General features: G+C 33.5%; 12 protein-coding genes. 2 read left to right on the top strand and 10 right to left on the bottom strand.

All coding sequences use genetic code 11. The features are described from left to right. Positions 1-249 precede the first annotated feature (249 nt). A complete protein-coding gene (locus LZQ00_RS06665) occupies positions 250-894 on the bottom strand; it encodes an NAD(P)H-binding protein (RefSeq protein ID WP_234513606.1) in 645 nt (214 codons plus the stop codon). A gap of 142 nt (positions 895-1,036) precedes the next feature. On the opposite strand from LZQ00_RS06665, the gene LZQ00_RS06660 reads away from it, so the two are divergent. After that, the gene (locus LZQ00_RS06660) at positions 1,037-1,309 is read left to right on the top strand and encodes a hypothetical protein (RefSeq protein WP_234513604.1); all 273 of its coding nucleotides are present in this window, start codon (positions 1,037-1,039) and stop codon (positions 1,307-1,309) included. Between the two features lie 165 nt (positions 1,310-1,474). On the opposite strand, the gene LZQ00_RS06655 is transcribed toward LZQ00_RS06660, so the two are convergent. The 9 genes from LZQ00_RS06655 to LZQ00_RS06615 form a co-directional block, all read right to left on the bottom strand. Then, entirely contained in the window at positions 1,475-3,367 is a 1,893-nt protein-coding gene (locus LZQ00_RS06655) for a DUF3857 domain-containing protein (RefSeq protein ID WP_234513602.1), read from the bottom strand. Continuing rightward, positions 3,367-5,379 (bottom strand): DUF3857 domain-containing protein, encoded by a 2,013-nt coding sequence (locus tag LZQ00_RS06650; protein ID WP_234513600.1) that lies wholly within the window; start codon positions 5,377-5,379, stop codon positions 3,367-3,369. The genes LZQ00_RS06655 and LZQ00_RS06650 overlap by 1 nt, the downstream gene beginning before the upstream one ends. 660 nt (positions 5,380-6,039) lie before the next feature. Further along, positions 6,040-8,223, bottom strand: coding sequence for a DUF4954 family protein (locus LZQ00_RS06645; protein ID WP_234513598.1), 2,184 nt, complete (start codon positions 8,221-8,223; stop codon positions 6,040-6,042). 6 nt (positions 8,224-8,229) lie between these two features. Further along, the gene (gene glmS / locus LZQ00_RS06640; protein ID WP_234513596.1) at positions 8,230-10,071 is read right to left on the bottom strand and encodes a glutamine--fructose-6-phosphate transaminase (isomerizing); all 1,842 of its coding nucleotides are present in this window, start codon (positions 10,069-10,071) and stop codon (positions 8,230-8,232) included. Between the two features lie 168 nt (positions 10,072-10,239). Then, positions 10,240-13,413 (bottom strand): efflux RND transporter permease subunit, encoded by a 3,174-nt coding sequence (locus LZQ00_RS06635; RefSeq protein ID WP_234513594.1) that lies wholly within the window; start codon positions 13,411-13,413, stop codon positions 10,240-10,242. 16 nt (positions 13,414-13,429) lie between these two features. Further along, the gene (locus LZQ00_RS06630) at positions 13,430-14,488 is read right to left on the bottom strand and encodes an efflux RND transporter periplasmic adaptor subunit (RefSeq protein WP_234513592.1); all 1,059 of its coding nucleotides are present in this window, start codon (positions 14,486-14,488) and stop codon (positions 13,430-13,432) included. 11 nt (positions 14,489-14,499) lie between these two features. Further along, complete coding sequence (locus LZQ00_RS06625) at positions 14,500-15,828, bottom strand: TolC family protein (RefSeq protein WP_234513582.1); 1,329 nt, start codon at positions 15,826-15,828, stop codon at positions 14,500-14,502. An 8-nt stretch (positions 15,829-15,836) separates the two neighbouring features. Then, complete coding sequence (locus LZQ00_RS06620) at positions 15,837-16,460, bottom strand: TetR/AcrR family transcriptional regulator (protein WP_234513580.1); 624 nt, start codon at positions 16,458-16,460, stop codon at positions 15,837-15,839. A 229-nt stretch (positions 16,461-16,689) separates the two neighbouring features. Continuing rightward, positions 16,690-17,361, bottom strand: a complete 672-nt coding sequence (locus LZQ00_RS06615) for an NUDIX hydrolase (RefSeq protein ID WP_234513578.1) — start codon at positions 17,359-17,361, stop codon at positions 16,690-16,692. A 164-nt stretch (positions 17,362-17,525) separates the two neighbouring features. Between LZQ00_RS06615 and pfkA the strand changes: the two genes are divergently transcribed. Beyond that, positions 17,526-18,512: a 6-phosphofructokinase gene (gene pfkA, locus LZQ00_RS06610; protein WP_262910927.1), complete on the top strand. Its 987-nt coding sequence runs from the start codon at positions 17,526-17,528 to the stop codon at positions 18,510-18,512. The last annotated feature ends 15 nt before the right edge of the window (positions 18,513-18,527 follow it).

The following is an 18,527-nucleotide window of genomic DNA, read 5'->3' as shown; positions in this document are numbered from 1 at the left end:
TGAAATCTTTTAAGTTGCTTAAACAAAATTAAAATTCAAAACAAACCGTAAAGCTGTCTTAAAATTCGCCTAAAGATAATAAATTGAAATTTAAATCGCCACAAAAGGTTGAATTATGACGGTTAAAAGTAAAATGTTGGCTAGACTAAATTAAATGGAATTTTTATCAACAGAAATCAAGCTATAGTTGAACAGTATATACAAACATATTCATTGCTAGTCAAAGACCAACTCAGAGAAGAGTACGCACTAATTTGTCAGCCTTTGTATTTCCTTTAGCGATAACACATGAATCGGTTTTTTATACTGAAAGAAGCTTTCGATCATTGCTTTCGCTAATAGATGAGTTTGAATCGGTTCATATTGCTTGAAGAGACCAACGCTATTGAAAACCTTTAATACTTTTAAACCAATCTTCTCCCCTAACCGATCTGTATTGGGACGATCAATTCCTCCTGGTTGTAGGATTAGGAATTGTGCAAATCCAATTTTTTTAATCGCATCTTCTAATGATCCTTTCATTCGGTTATAAAAGATACTTGATTGTGCATTTGCTCCCGCAGCTGATAATAATACAAAACTGGCAATTCCATTATCATAAGCCATTTTTGCAAAATGATATGGATAATCATAATCGATGTGCCATTGTGCTTCTTTACTTCCGGCGTCTTTTAACGTTGTACCTAAGCAAGAGAATGCGACATCTCCTTTAATAACATCTTGAGAAGAGGCTAAGTGCTCAAAATCAACGATGATTTCTTCCAACTTCTGATGTGACTCGAAGTAAGGCCTACGAACCAATGTAATCACTTTACGGAAACGCTCATCTGACAGTAACTGTTTAACTAATTCTCTTCCTGTAGCGCCACTGCCTCCAATAACTATTGCTTTCATAGATTAAAGGTATACATTTTCCCAGAATATCTATTTTTTGAAGCGTTTGCATGTTTATTGAAATAAACAATACAAACTGATCACTTTATTTTATTTCATTGAAAACTTTGCAATTACTGCTCTATTGTCTATGTTTGCGGACATGTCAACTACAGAAAAAAATCCCTATCATTTATTTAATAAATTGATCTGGTCCAATTGGAAAAATCAAGCTGTCATCTGTATAAAAGTGGAGGAATTATCACAAATGAATGGGATTACGTTCTTCGAACTTATTCCAGATTCAGAGTTATTAGATGCAGATGCAGAGACTTTGTATCCAATTGATTCAGACGATGTGTTGGATATGTTTCTTCCTAACGCACATGTTAAATTTGTTGTACACGATATTTATATGGATGATTTAGATGACTGATACAGCATAAATCCACTAAATAGTAAGCATTATCAACTTATTGAACTGACTACAATTGGATGAAAAAAAAGCATAAAAACTAAGTCTTGCTTAATTTTTATGCTTTTTTTCGTTAACCACTTCATGGATGAATAGAAAATCAATGATCAGAAGCTCATCGAGTGGTTACATAGATTTCGTTATAACAGCCTTTTGTTTATCTGCTTGAACAATTTTTTTATAAAAATCTACATAAGTATTGTATTTCTCTGGTGGATATGTTTTGCCATTCATGGTCTGTGTTCGACGATAAACAATCTGATCATCTTGCACATTAAATTTCGCAGTATAGTTCCCAAATTCTGATTCAATGACAATATCTTTTGGAATAAAATCAACTTGATAACCTTTCGGCAATTTGAAGGTGATTTCATCTTCGTCATCATATGCATAGGGAACAGAAAAGAAAGTTTTTCTATTCTCAACTTTGATTGGCGCAGATTCTTTTCTATTCACTTGATTTAATACAAGAAATAATTTATCGCCTCCCTTACTTAATAATTGTTGTGCTTTAAATGCTATTTCTTCCGTTATTTCAGGCTTATTTTTATCTACCTGTTCACATTTGTAAGAACCAAATGTTGCAATCGGAATTTCACTGCTTTCTAGCACTTTTTTCTTCTGATCATTGGGTTGCAATAGCATCGTGCTCAAATTATCTTCAAACTGTGCATTGCCATAGGTCGTGTTCATTAAAACATCAATATCTTGTTCATTATTAAAGGTGATGCTCGTTTTTCTAGTTTGATAATTGTTCTTAGCAGTGTATATAGGGGTATTAACGAGTTTACCACCAGATTCTGTTACTAATAAGACCTTTCTATTGGCATTTCCATATCCGATAAATCCCATTGGATAATATTGGCTTGTGCATTCTAGAAATGTCGTATCTGTAGCAGAAGGAACTGCTAAAATCATATGGTTTGCCTGACCAATACTTGAATATTGTGTATGTAAACTTGGTTTTCCATTTCCAATCATAACCAAGTTAGAAGCGATTCCTACCTCATTCAACATGGCTTTCATAAAATTAGATAATGCTTTACAATCACCATAATTAACCATCGCCACTTTCTCAGCAAGTATGGGTTTAAATCCTCCAATACCCAATTGAACACTCACATATCGCGTATTTTGTTGTAAATACTGATATAAAATATGCATCTTTTCTTTTGCAGATTTAGCATCTTTTGTCAGGGCTTGAATTTTAGCTCTAAATGCTTCAGGTAAGTTATTACCTCCTTCATTTAAGGTATATATCCATTGACCAAAATTCTTCCAGGTATTAAAGTTTCCGCTCGATCCATCATACTCAAATAAGTTAGGAGACGCTTTTACCCAAGCAGAAACATTATCAATTCCAGTTGCTAAAGGCTCTCTGGATAAAGCTGGAACGGCTGTACTTTGCCATTTATAGATTACTTTATCAGCCGTAGTGCTTGAATCAACTTTTAGCCCTGTACTAGCAATGTATTTCATTTGATAGTCCTTGCTTTTTTGAATCGTATAGCTTGATTTTTCTACTGAAACTCCAAAATCTTTTAAATCTCGCCATTGCGGAAAATAAAGTAAACCTTTGAAGTCTTGACTAAAACTATATTCAATTGTATACGGATAACTATTGCTAACAAATTTTATATTTTTCAATCTGTTATCTTCAAAAATTGAAAATCCGGAGATTAAACTTTGATCTTTAATATCCGCTGATTTGTATTCCTTTATTTTTTTACCAGATGCGTCATACAAAGTTGCTTTGATATTGTAAATGTTTGAAAACTTATCATAAACTTCTTGCATTTCAGCAAAGTCATCGGCCGCTTTACTTAATATAGTTGCTGTGATTTTGTATTCGTATTTTGCAGCACTGGGACTTTTTATATCCAAAAACTGTTCTTCATTTCGAATGATCATTACGGCATCTTTCGTTAACGTTTCTGGAATTTTTGCAACATCCCAATTCGTTTGTGCCTGTATACTGATACAGCTTGACAGGAATAGTAAAGAAAGTATATATTTCATTAGATTTTCTTTTTGAATACGATTTGTTCAGCTTGTTTCTCTACAATCGCATTGTATAGTTCTTTTAAATAAAAGTATTCTTCTGAACTATATATTGATTTTTCAAGTTTAATCACACTTTTTACCAAGAGTGATTGCCCCTCAATTAAATACGTTATGCTAAAGGATCCTAAATCTTCAGGAAGCTTATAGACTGCTCCTTTAGGGAGTTTATCTACTTGATAATCTTCTGGAAAAGATATAACAATGCGACAATTTTCATTTATCGGATGAGCAAAATCTACTGGAAAAGCTCGCTCTTCATGTTTGAATGGGCTCTCTTTTGTTCTTTCATACAACAATGGGGTAAAATAAATTAAGTCACCAGCTTCTTCAACATTATCTTCAATTTCAACTTCCATAGATTCAATAAATCGTTGATCTAAACTATCTAAGTTGAGTGTCTTAAAATTATTGAGCATTAATCCATTTCTGTTCTTTTTAAAATCTTTTAAATAATCTGCTTCGTTTACAGCACTTCTATAGCGAGTTCTAGAACTTAAACCTGCATAACCATTAGCATAGTTCGTCAAATTTCCTTTTAACTTATTTTCCTTATCCAACACCAAATTATAAACATGCATGGTTTCATCAGCAAAATTAGTTTCTGTACTAATCCATTGACCATTTTTTTGATCTATATTAATTACAAAACCTTCATGATTTAAATTTTGATAATTGATCATGCCAAATGGCATATCTTTGATAGTTGCATCTAAATAATATAAGCTATCGTTAATATTCACTACCGCAATAACGTTATCAAATTTACTGATTATAGGGTATCCAGGATGTTTTCCGTTGGATCGCGTACTGATTAATACTGGATAAACGGCAAAATTAGCTTCTTTTAAAAAATTAATCAAGGCTAGATTAAGATCCGCAGAATTACCTGTCTTTTTTTCAAAAATAGATTTTGGATTTGTTTCTGTACTATAGTAATTGTAATTATTGTTCCACTTCAGATTATCCTTAACATATTTAAAGATTAATTTAGCATTTGCTAATGAATCATTCTCTTTTTTAATAATTGATGTTAAATTGTTTTTTGCATAGCCGCTTTTAGTTATGTACCTTCCAAAGTTTTCATCTTCAAGAATGCTTGAAACAATTTTTGGCCATGACCCGGTATAATCTTTATAAAATTCACCTGGAAAATTAGTGGATCGCAATTCAAAATCTAAGGAGGGTCTATAATCATCTAAATTAGAGATAAAAGGTTCATCTTTTAATGCGGGAACATTTTCAACGACAAAACGGTCTCGTGTAGCAGTTGATTGAACACCTGGAACATAATTTGCACTTACCTTTTCATGTAGTGTTTGAGGAATATTATAATAGCCATTTTTATTAAACTTATAGTCTAAATATTCGGGTATTGTAACTGTATACTCCGATCGGAGGGTTGGAATATCGCTTTGAAAATTCCAGCTCGCTAAATTAAAAACGTAGTCCGATATAATTTTATATTTATACTCAATGATAGAACCTTCTTTCACATTCGGTAAGGTAAATTTTCTAAAAGTATAGTTTTTGTTAAATTCTTCTGTAAATTTTGAATCCTTATCAATTTTATCAACTTTCATAACCCCATCAACCATGTTATAGGTTGCGGCATTCATTGCATCTAAAGATTCTTTCGACTGACCATTACTTTTGTATAATCCCACCGAATAATTCGCATATTCATATCCCTTTTTATTTAGGATTTTATACCTTACGTGTCTTTCAAAAACATAACAAAATGATTTTGTAATGGGGCTTATTTGGAAATAGCAATTTCCAATATCAAATAATTTTATTGCAGAAGCAGCAGAATCTACTCCAGAGGCCTCTATCAGAAACTCTGAAGGTTGGATTTTTCCAAACTTATATTCAACTTTTTCTTGTTTGGCTTTTGTTTGTGCAAATAAATCTGATTTACCAGTGAAAATAAATATCACTAGCACTAAAAATAATTTTTTATATGGCATTTTTATTAAATAATAGGTTGCACGAATATATAAAAAATATAACAATACAAATAACCACAAACGATTTTAGTTATATTATTATTAAATATTTTCTTTAAAAATCTAGTATACAGAAATATATTGTTATCAATATGAAATCTAGTTCGTGTTATTATAGAAATTACACTTGTAAGACTACTTTAATTTCATTCATTGCAATAAGTTTTATTTCTTTTTTTTTCAGAATAAATTTGTAATCTACATTAGATAAATAAATCTAAAAGAATCTTAATCCTCACTATCGCGAAAAATAAGCTAAAAAATTAATGCTTTGAAATTGGACGAGATTATTAATTAACATTAAAAAATATGTTCGATTGAAATTGATCATTTCAAATGAGCACATAGAAATGAAAATAAATGAATAATTTTTGGTCGGTTTGGTCAATCAGAAAGTATTTATTTTCAAATATACGTTCAACTTTCTAAATAGTAGGATAAGGCTGTAAAAATACGCTTAGCTATAGCGATAATATAAATAAGACTGTGAATCGATCAAATCAATTATTGTATTAAACAATAATATAAAAAAGAGTAATTGGAGGATTATTAATGGAGGGTATAAATTAAAATCAAGAGAACACTATCAGCGATTGCGTTAAGTGCTCTCTTGATTTAATATTAGTTATTTAATCTTGAAATAAGATTTTGCACTTTATTTTCAAAGTCTTTCAACTCCTGATTTTGTTGTAGAATAAAACTATTTTCTTCTAATTTTCCTACGACAACATCTCGTTCTTCAGCACTGTTATAAACCATATTTCGAAACGGGTTTTCATAATCTTTAGCTCTGCTTTTATAGATTTCATTAACCATCCAAGTTCTATGCTCAATGGCATCTTCTAACCAATTGATAATTTTTTCCAAGGTTAATGATTCTATTTTTTCACCCGTAATTTCAAGTAAAGATGCAAAAGCATGTGACATTTTTGCTTCTGGGTATGATTTACTTAGTAGATGATAATGACTATGAATATCATCCCAGTCGTCAATTTTAGCAGTTTTAATTGCATTCAAAAGATCTTCAATAGCATCTTTTTCAATCAATTGTCCACCAATGTTTTCCCATTCCAAACGTGTACAAGCTTTTAATCTATTTTTTAAGTTCTCAAAAGTATGATTTTGTAAAAAATCGATTACATGAATAGTACCATAGTATTTGATAAACTTCTTAAATAAGTCATAGGCCTCTCCCACTTTCACTAATTCGACCACTCGTTTTGAATTTTCAAATCCTTTGACAATAACAGAAGACTGGGATAAATCAACAGTATCTGCTAAAATCAGTTTCCCTCGATTTACCGCTTCCTCTGTGGATAATTCTTGTACAAAATTGTTCCCTTGGCCAACAGCTTTTTCGATAATATGCAATGAATCAAAAAGTTCATTCACCGTATCTGGAGCAAGCATATTATACTCTAGATACTGATTTCTTAGTAATCTTTTATCCCTAGCTTCATATTTATTCGAATTACGAACTAAGGCATACATATTATACATGAACCAATAACCAGGTATAATGGTCAACTTATCATTTTTGATATCATTATTTATTAATGAAAATGGAATTTTAATATCCAATTCATAAGGAAAGTCACCTTTAACTAAGAGTGTGTAAGATGCAAATCTTGAATTATGCTTTAGACTGACACATAGACCTGGCCAAAAACCTCTTCCTGCTATTAGTTCTCCGTCTGCAGCTCGTGAATTATGATTCGATCCAACTGTTGCTCCTGCAGCCATATTGCTTTGCCCCATAACCATAGCAGCACAAAGGAAGGAATTATTGTGGTGCTGCTCATGAGCTGGAAAAATTAAAGAATTTAGAACCTCACAACAAGAGATGGTGGAATTATCCCCTAAAAATGAATTGATTAATCGTGCACCATATTTCAATTGTGAAAAAGAAGATAGAATAAATCGAACAGCTTTCACGCCATAAAAAATCCGACAACCATAACCAACGATACCGTTAACCAATTCACAACCTTCTCCTATCTGTGTAAATGCTTCAGGAGAAGAGTTAATCGTCAAGTTTTTCAGCTTATTGATTCCTTTGATATAAGCGTCAGAACCAATCTTCACATTTTTTATTATCTGTGAATTCTTAATGATACAGCGATCACCAATGACACTATATGTTCCTCTGGATTTGTTAAATCTTTTATCGGTAAGCTCCTGAAATCTATTTTGCAATACCTTATCTTGTCTATTTCTAGTCCAAAGATACGCATCCGCAGCCTGCATACCATCAAAAGGTAAGATAGATCGTACACCATTTTCATTGCATAGCTCTAAAGCAATGCGTAGGTCTTCGGATTCACCTTCTCGCAAGATACCGTTTCCAAATTTTGCTGTACTGCTCGTCTCCATCTCACTGATGTTACTCAAAATAACATCATGTCCTATGATAAAATGGGACATATATTTTACATGATGGATCGCAACATGATCACCTAAATCACAACTTACGATGGTACTGTTATAAATCCCAGATTCTAATTTCAGATTTCGATACTCAAGATAAATCGAATCCATATTTCCAATACGAACCAAACCAAAGAAATTATTTTGTTTGATTTGATTCGGTAAAAAAGACGGAGTGACTAAAATTTGATTCCAATCATCAGCATGATTTCCATTTTTCACTAAAATAGCAATTTCTTCTGCTGTCAAATTCCGATAATCTGATCTAGGGTTTTGTTCAAAACGAATATGATTCTCATTCTTATCCACCGGAATAAAGGCAGAGGGAATAAAATCATACCCTAAACGTTCAATGTTACCTTTTTTTATTTGACTCATTATCTACTATTCAACTGTAACTGATTTTGCCAGATTACGAGGCTTATCAACATCTTGATTCCGCTCTACTCCTATGTAATACGAAAGTAACTGCAATGGAATGACTGATAGAATTGGTGCTACAATCTCATCCGCATCTGGAATCTCAATATAATCTTCTGCTAATTGTTTCGAAATCTCATCCCCTTCTGTAATAACGGCAATGACATGTCCTTTTCTAGCTTTAACTTCTTGAATATTACTAACTATTTTTTCGTGGTAACGATCTTTTGTTGCAACAAATACCACAGGAAGATTTTCATCGACCAATGCAATTGGTCCATGTTTCATTTCTGCAGCAGGATAACCTTCAGCATGAATATAGGTAATCTCTTTTAGCTTCAAAGCACCTTCTAATGCAATCGGGAAATTGTATCCACGGCCTAAATAAAGAAAATCTCTTGCGTCTTTGTATTTCCGCGCTATTTCTCTAATTTTTGGTATCTGTGAATCTAAGATGATTTGTACTTTATTAGGTAAGTCACTCAATTCTTTCAAAAGATGAGCGTACTGTTGATCATCGATTGTTTTTTTGATGTGTGCAATTTTCAGGGCAATCAATTCTAAAACTGTCAATTGAGCCGTAAATGCTTTTGTACTCGCAACTCCGATCTCAGGTCCTGCATGTGTATAGGCACCTGCGTGAGATAGACGAGCTATCGATGAACCCACTACATTCACAACACCTAATATAATAGCGCCTTTACTTTTAGCATTCTCTAAAGCGACTAACGTATCAGCTGTCTCACCACTCTGAGAAATGGCTAAGATAACATCTCCTTCATTGACAATCGGATTTCTATAGCGGAATTCAGAAGCATATTCAACTTCTACATTGATGCGACATAGTTCCTCAATTAAATATTCAGCTACCAATCCCGCATGCCAACTGGTACCACAAGAAACAATAACAATTCTATTGGTATTACAAATTTGTTCAGCATATTGTTCAATGCCACTCAGCGTAATGGTCAATTTTTCCAAATCTAATCGTCCACGCATAGAATCATAAATAGCCTGAGGCTGTTCGATGATTTCTTTCAGCATAAAATGCTCATATCCTCCTTTTTCAATAGCGGCTAACTCTAAATCGAGTTTTTGAACATAAGGAGTTACGCGTTCATTTCCTATATTTTTTAGAATTAGCTCATTTGGCTTAACAATCGCTAATTCATAATCGTTGATGTAAACCACCTCATTTGTATAGGCAAGCATAGGAGATGCATCGGATCCTAAAAAATGTTCACCATTACCAATACCAATGACTAACGGGCTCCCCTTACGAGCAGCAATGATTGTTTCTGGATGTTCAGGTTCAACTAGCAAAATAACATAGGCTCCAACGACACGTTTTAAGGCAATGCGAACAGCTTCTTCTAAACTGCAATTATTGTTTTGCTTAATTTCTGAAATAAAATATAATAAAACTTCAGTATCTGTATCACTTTTAAATTCATATCCTTTGCTGATTAATTCATTTTTAATGGTTTGATAGTTCTCAATAATACCATTATGAATCATCGCAATTTGCCCATCAGGAGTATAATGTGGATGGGCATTCACATCTGAAGGTTCGCCATGTGTTGCCCATCTCGTATGACCGATAGCCGTATGAGAAGTGACATCATGATTCGCTACTGCAGCTTCTAAATTTGCAACTTTACCTTCTTTTTTAAAAATACTAAGTTTATCATTTTGTACAAGTGCTATTCCTGCACTATCGTAACCTCGATATTCTAATCTTTTAAGTCCGTCAAGAACAATTGAAAAAGCTTGACGTGGACCAGTATAACCAACTATACCACACATAATTTTTTGTTTACGTTATTGTTTAAAATAATAGGCGAATTTAATATTTTTTTTTCATGCAATCGATTGATTAACATTTTTTAATAAAAATATAACACGATACAGGTATAAAAACAAAAAAAACCTTGCATAGTTTGCAAGGTTTTAATAATAAGTAAAATATAAAATTTAATGTTTCGTAGACATCTCATCCACATAGTCGTCACTCTCTACATAATCAGCAACCATCTCGGCCTCATAATCTACTTTTTTATTGCTTCCAAATCTTCTTTGGATACCATCAAAGATCGAATACACAACAGGTACAATGACCAGTGTCAAGAATAAAGAAGATAATAAACCACCGATAATGACAATTGCCAATCCACGATTCATGTCGGCACCATCACCTTGTGCCATAGCAATAGGAACCATACCAATAACCATCGCAATAGTGGTCATCAAAATTGGACGGAAACGTGCATGGTTTGCGGCAATTAAAGATTCATACGTAGTAAAACCAGCGTCTCTTTTATGGTTTGCAAAGTCGACCAACATAATCGCATTCTTTGCCACTAAACCAATCAACATGATGATACCTAAAATTGTAAAGATATTTAATGTTTGATCTGTCAGCGCTAAGAACAATAGCGCTCCAATAAACGATAATGGAATCGAGAACAAGACAATAAATGGTGTTGCAAAGCTATCATATAAGGCTACCATCACAAAGTAAACCAATATAATAGATGCCAACAAAGCGATACCTAATGTACCAAAACCTTCTTGTTGATTTTCCATGTTACCCCCCCATTTAAAGGAAACACCTGGTTTTACTTTCATTTTTTTAAACTCAGCTTCCCATTCCGTAGCGATCGTACCCGCTGGTTTACCCACCACCTGTGCTTGAACGGAAACCGATGGAGATTTATCACGACGCTCCAATAACGTTGGGCCTGAACCATATGCTATATCGGCAAATTGCTCTAATTTAATAGACTGACCTTGCGTATTAATAAATTTTAGATTTTTCACATCTTCCATAGATTTTCTACCAAATTCATCATAGCGGATGTTGATATCATATTCGGTATCTCCTGCACGGTACTTTGTATCTGTATTTCCAGAGAAAGCGGTTTGCATGGTCATACCTACAGTAGCGACATTTAATCCCAAAGAATTCATTTTATCACGATCCAATTTTACGTTAATCTCCGGATTTCCATCTTCTGAGGTTAATTTTACTTCAGAAGCTCCAGGGATTTTACGTAATAAATCTGCTGCGTTCGAAGCAACTTCCAACGCATCTTTTTGGGAAGAGGCAATTACCGTCAAATTTAATGGTGCTTGTTCGGCTCCCATAATACCCATAGCTACAGTTTTCACTTTTGCTCCCACTAAAACTTTTTCCATTTCACGTTTTAGCTTGGCAGCATAAACTTTAGTTGGCTCGATTTTATAGTACCCATCTTTCAAATAAATCTGCATTTCAGATTTATATTTAGTCCCAGATGTGGTCATCATACCATCAGAAGCTTGACCCACGGTCGTAATTATTTTTTCAATTTCAGGTTTTCCTGTCAAATATGATTCGGCCTTCTGCGTCATAAAGTTTGTTTCCTCAATGGAAGCATCTTTATTCATCTCCAATTGCAAATAGAACTCTCCCTTATCATTACCTGGAAAGAAATCTGTTCCAATATACCCTTTAACTAATAATCCAATTGATGCAAAAAATAAGATAATAGCGAGCAATAAGGAGACAATTTTATTTGTTCTACTCGCCAAAGCCCATTCTAAAATACCAGAGATCCAATGTGTCAATTTTTGTAATCCTGCTTCAAATCCTACTAAAATTCGACCAAAGAAATTATCATTACTAATATGTGATAACTTACCAAAACGAGAATACAACCATGGAACGACTGTAAAGGAAACCAATAAAGACAACATGGTAGCGATAATGACAGTCACACAGAATTGACGTAAAATATCAGAAACGAAACCTGTTGACATCGCAATTGGTAAAAATACAACCACAATAACTAACGTAATGGCCGTAACTGTAAAACCAATTTCCGAAACCCCATCATAGGCAGCACGAACTTTGTTTTTACCCATTTGCATATGGCGGTGAATATTCTCAATTACAACAATTGCATCATCCACCAAAATACCGACCACTAATGACAGTCCTAACAAGGACATTAAGTTGAGGGTATACCCCATTGCAAAAAGACCAATAAAAGTTGCTACTAATGATAATGGAATCGCTATAACAGCAATAAAGGCATCGCGTAAACTATGTAAGAAAAACAACATGATGAAACCTACTAAGGCAACTGCAATCATTAAGTCATGCATCACATTGTCCGCCGAATTGATTGTATATTGGGTTGTATCACTGGCCACCTCAATGTTTATTTTTTGCTGAGCGTAATCCTTTTTAACCACATCAATCGTTTTGTTCACTAAGTTTGAAACTTCAACAGCATTGGCATCAGATTGCTTGAACACTTGCATTAGAATTGTATTCTTGCGATCAATACGGGATATTTTATCGACATCCTTGATACCATCCTGCACATCAGCGACATCACTCAAACGAATCGATACACCTGAAGGGGTCGTGATCGGTAAATTACGCATCTGATCTAAAGAAGTAAATTTCCCTGATAAACGAATGGTTGTTTGATTATTTCTAGACTTGATATTACCCGTAGGAAAATCCAAGTTTGAAGCTGCAATAATTTGTTGAATTTGACTGATTGTCAAGCCATATCCTTCCAATTTCTCAGGATTAACACTTACTTGAATCTCACGTTGTTCCCCACCTGTTAAATCTACTTTTGCAACACCGTTAATACGAGCAAAAACAGGTTGGATTTTTTGATCCAATAAATCATATAATTCTTTTTCAGATAAATTAGACGTTACGGACAAATTCATAATAGCCACGTCATCCAAAGAGAATTTACTTAAAGAGGGGGTTTCCACATCTTCTGGTAAATCATTGATGACTGCATTGATCTTTCGTTGTGCATCTGTCAAAAGAAAATTGACATCAGCCCCTGTATTCAGTGTAATCATCACGACCGAAACACTTTCAAAAGATTTTGTTTCAATTTTTTTTACGTTTTCCAATGATGAAACCGCATCTTCAATGACCTTAGAGACAGAGGTCTCCACTTCTGAAGGTGCAGCTCCTGGGTAAACCGTTTGCACCGTGATTACATTGATATCAAATTTAGGGATTAATTCGTACCCCAAACTTAAGTATGACATAATACCACCAAGAGTCAGTAATAGAAATACGACAATGATGATACTGGGTCTTTTTATAGATATTTCAGATATTTTCATTTAAAATTGACCTTAATTATTTAATGATTTCTACTGCTGTACCGTCCAATAGATTGATCTGTCCAGTAGTAATAACTTGCGTACCTTTTTCAATTCCGGAAATGATTTCGATATTATCCCCAAAAATTCTTCCTGAAGTTACTTTCGTCAAAACTGCTTTGCCATCTTTCACGACAAAAACTTGATTTGAACTCACACTACCCACAAACGCATTTCTAGGAACTACTAAGGCATTTGCAGATTGCTCGTCACCAAAGTAAGCTGTACCATACATACCTGCTTTTAAGTCGTTTGTAGCATTATTATTAATTTCTAATTCAACTGGAAAGTTTAGACTTCCATCCGCTTTAGGTGCAATAAAGGTTACTCTACCTTGGAAAGTTTGATTTGCTAGCACTGCTGATTGGACTTTAATACTTTGACCTAGTTTTATATATCCGATATTTTTCTCATCCACATTTACTTTCAGTTTAAGGGAAGAAACATTAACAATTTCGAATAACTCGTTACCTGGACTTACATAAGATCCTGGTTCGATACTTCTTTTGTTAACAATACCAGCAAATGAAGCTTTAACATTGACATCGGAAGCCTTTATTTGTGAAGAACGTAAATTATTCTTGGCATTTTCTAATTGCAATTTTACTTGATCCAATTGTTGTTTCGTAACCCCTCCCGTTGCAAATGCACTTTCAAATCTAGCGACTTCATTTTTAGCATTATTGTATACTGCTTGTGCATTATTAACATCCACGTTTTGTTTATCACTTTCTATAATAGCCAATGTCTGTCCAACTTTTACGTAAGCACCTTCATCTACCAAAACGCGAGCTACTCGACCAGCTACTTCTGCAGAAAGTTTAACCTCTTGTTTAGGCATAAAAGTACCATTCGTGATGTATTGATTGTTGACGTCTTTAAAGTCTACCTCAGCAACACGTACAGCTACTGCTGCATTTTTCTGGCCTACAACTGCTGTTTGTGATTCGTTCTCTTTCTTATTCTTCTTCAACACGTACATAATACCTGCTAAAGCTGCAATTACTACGACTGCTGTTATGATTATCTTTTTCATATATCCGGTTACTATTTGCTGTTTAATAATGTGTTTAATTCCCCTTTTGCTTTAATTAATTGTACTTCAGCAATTTTGTAGTTTAATAGTGAAGTGTTTAAGTTATTTTGCGCATCCGAATAGGCATTTTCGGCATCCAATAAATCTGTCAATGTCGCTAATCCGTTTTTATAATTGTTTTCAGTGTTATCCAAAACTTCTTTTGCCAGTTGCACATTCGCACGATTGCTGTTAATTGTTAACAAACTATTTGTAATTTGTGATTTCGCATTTTCATTCGACAGACTTAATGCTAACTTGGTGTCTTCCAAATCTACTTGTGCTTGCTTCAATTGAATTGTTGCTTGGTTAATTTTAGCTTTCGTTGCACCACCATTAAAGATTGGAATAGATAGATTTAACCCTAATCCAGAGGTAGAATTCCAACTAAACCCTTTTCCACCTAATGGGAAGTTTTTACCAAATCCTGTATAACCTATATCTCCTCCAAAGGATAAGTTTGGATAATAAGCAGCCTTCATCGCATTACGATTTAACTCTAAAAGTTGTGTTTGTTTTTCCAACAACTTTACTTCTGTTCTTGATGATAAATCAGAAGCTACTAAATCTGCTGTCGATGAATTGATTTCAAAAGTTTCATTTGGTAATTTAACTTCTTGCTCCATAGGCATACCTATTGCAAATTTTAGTGCATTTTCTTTTAATTCTAATGCATTTACCAAAATTTGACGATTTGCTTTCAGATTATTTACCGCAACACTTGTTCTGTCCAGATCAATTTTTTTACCTAAACCCGCATTCACTAGTCCAGAGATAACATCTCTCGTTTTAGTGGTACTATTTAAATTATTATCGATCGTTTGTAACTGCAACTGCGTCTGAAAAACATCATAATAAGCATTTGCCACTTTTTCAATTAATTGTTCATCCGACAAATCTTTATTTATGGTATAGAATTCCTTAGTTGTTTTCGCAGCTTTTAAACCTGTAAATAATGACTGATTAAAGAGCTGTTGATTTACAGAAAGAGCTGCAGTTGAATTCCATGGTTGCCCCATTTTAATAATTTGAGTTTGACCACCAGCCTCTAATGCCATTGATGGTATCAAAACATTGTATTTAAGAGATGCAGATCCATTAATTTGTGGAAGTGCTCCTGCGCGAACCTCATCAATCTGATATTGAGCATTCTCTAAATCTAATTTAGATTTTTTTGCCTCAGCTTTGTTTTCTAGCGCATATTTAATCGCTTGATTCAATGTCAAAATTTCTTGCGCTTGCAAAAAATTCACCGAAAACAAACTAGCTAATAGCACCCCTATTATTTTTATTTTTTTCATTTTTCTAATTAATTCGAACTCTTATTCAATTTTAAACCATTGTATAACATTATTGTAGCATCCTTTTGATTTTGTAATACATTACCAACATTACACTGCGTTGGAATTCCTGTGAATACATCGGAAAGTATTCCGATCAATCCTATACTCTTCATAATATGTACATATGTTTCACTTGCTTTGTTTACATCAGCTATATATAATTCTTTTTGATCAATCCCTTTTTGAAACAATAATGCTACCTGTGCAATTTCTTTTGCATGCAATTCTCGCATCAACGTCTGCAATGGAGCACCTTTTATCCATTCCAAATTTTCATTCATGTGTAACATATAATGACGTTCAATAAAAGAAGATTTTAATTCCAACAATTCCAATAAAAGGTCAATAATGGATGATTTTGAGTTTTCTATTACCTCTTGCTCCATTTTTCTAAAATCATCTGTTATCGATAAAATGACATCATGAATGAGGGTTGTTTTATCTGGATAATAGTAGTAGAGATTTGCTTTTGTAATCTTCAAATCGTCTGCTATTTCATTCATAGCTGTCTTAGAAAATCCATAATGCGAAAATCTTCTAATAGCTGCAGCAATAATGAGGTCTTTTTTATTATCCGTATTCGTTGACATTTTTAGTATTTAAACTTTTGACTTTATATAAATTTTGGTCAAAGATACAAAAAGCAAAAATATAGCACAAATTTATTGTCAGCTTTACGTAAAAATTGACATAAAAAAAAAGTGCAAACCTTTTGATTTGCACTTTATTATCGTTTATTGAAATGCTAAATGTTCATTTTTAGTTTAGTTTTTTAGTTATCACACAACTCTTGAATATGAAATTGAATAAATCGCTAAACTAAAAAGTAATACTGTTTTGAAATTGCTTCAAAAATTTCCTCTTATCAAGTTTATAAAGTCTTGCTGCCCGATAAGCAACCCCCTTTTGTACCTCGTCCAATTCTTTTAGAAAACCATAATTAATCATTTTCTTTCTAAAGTTTCGTTTATCTAGGACTCTTCCTAGAATACTCTCATAAACCAATTGAAGTTGAGTAAGTGTAAATTTCTCTGGTAAAAGCTCAAACGCAATAGGTGTATTTGCAATACGACGTCTCAATTTATCAACACTTTGCTTCAGTATGATACTATGATCAAAGGCCAAGTCAGGGACTTTTGTAAGTGGGAACCATTTCGCCTGACGCATATAAGAAGTAATTGGCTTTAACTTAATCTTCGTTTTATCTAATTGAAGTAAAGCATAATAAGCAACAGTAAGAATCCTTCCCTGTGGATGCCTTTTCAAACCAGCAAAAGCATATAGTTGATCCAGATATACGTCCTTAAGTCCCGTATTTTCGTATAGAATACGTTTAACAGCATCCTCCATTTCTTCGTCATTATTAACGAAAAACCCTGGTAATGCCCACCAATCCTTAAAAGGATATTCATTTCTTTCAGTTAAAAGAACATGGAGTTCACCTTCATAAAAACCGAAAATAACACAATCGACTGTAAATGTAGTATACAAAACTTTTCTAATTTTATTATCTTTACCTAAACCAATAAGTTAAATATGTAGCTTTTGCTATAAAGTTAATAATAATAGCGTAATTTCCCCGAAACAAAAAAAATAAAAAAAATTTCAATAGTGTAGAAAATACACTATATTCGTAAAACCTAAAATTTTTAACAGTGGTAAATATTAAAAAAATCGGAGTTTTTACATCAGGCGGAGATGCCCCAGGCATGAATGCGTGCATAAGAGCAGTGGTCCGGACAGCATTATATGAAAAATTAAGTGTTACAGGAATCTATCAAGGTTACCAAGGTATGCTGGAAGGTAATTTTGAAGAAATGACATCACGTTCTGTAAGTAATATTATTCAATTAGGTGGAACGATCTTAAAAACGGCAAGATGTCTTGAATTTAAAACAAAAGAAGGTCGTGCAAAAGCTTATGAAAATATCAAAGCAGCAGGTATTGATGCCTTAGTTGCTATTGGTGGAGATGGTACCTTTACAGGTGCAGATTTTTTTTCAAAAGAGTATGATATACCAGTAATCTGTATTCCAGGTACAATTGACAATGATTTATATGGATCAGATTTTACATTAGGTTATGATACAGCGACTAATACAGTAAGAGATGCGATAGACAAGATTCGAGATACTGCCGCTTCTCATGAACGTCTTTTCTTTATTGAAGTTATGGGCCGTGATTCTGGTTGTATTGCATTAAACGCAGGCATTGCTGGAGGTGCTGAAGCTATTTTATTGCCAGAAAAGGAAACTGCAATTGATGAATTGATTGATCATTTAACAGCTGCAGATGGTAGTGGTAAAAAATCATCTTCTATCGTGATCGTTGCTGAAGGTGACCACAATGGAGGTGCTTATAATGTAGCAAAAAAAGTCAAAGAAAAATTTGATTATTATGACACAAAAGTTAGTATCTTAGGACACCTACAACGAGGAGGATCTCCAACGAGCTTTGATCGTGTATTAGCGAGTCGTTTAGGGTATGCTGCCGTAAAAGAATTATTAAAGGGAAGCAATCGGTTAACTGTAGGTGTCAGAGGGAATGAGGTTGTTACAACTCCGTTAGAGGAAGCATTAAATAAAAAGGAATTTAAGTTAAGTCCTGATATGTTAGAACTTGTTCAAGTTTTAGCTATCTAAATAAAGAAATAGAAT

Origin of the sequence: Sphingobacterium sp. SRCM116780, from assembly GCF_021442025.1 — a bacterium.
Taxonomy (GTDB): Bacteria; Bacteroidota; Bacteroidia; order Sphingobacteriales; family Sphingobacteriaceae; genus Sphingobacterium.
The sequence above is the reverse complement of the archived record's forward strand: the minus strand, read 5'-3'. Positions and strand labels throughout refer to the sequence as shown.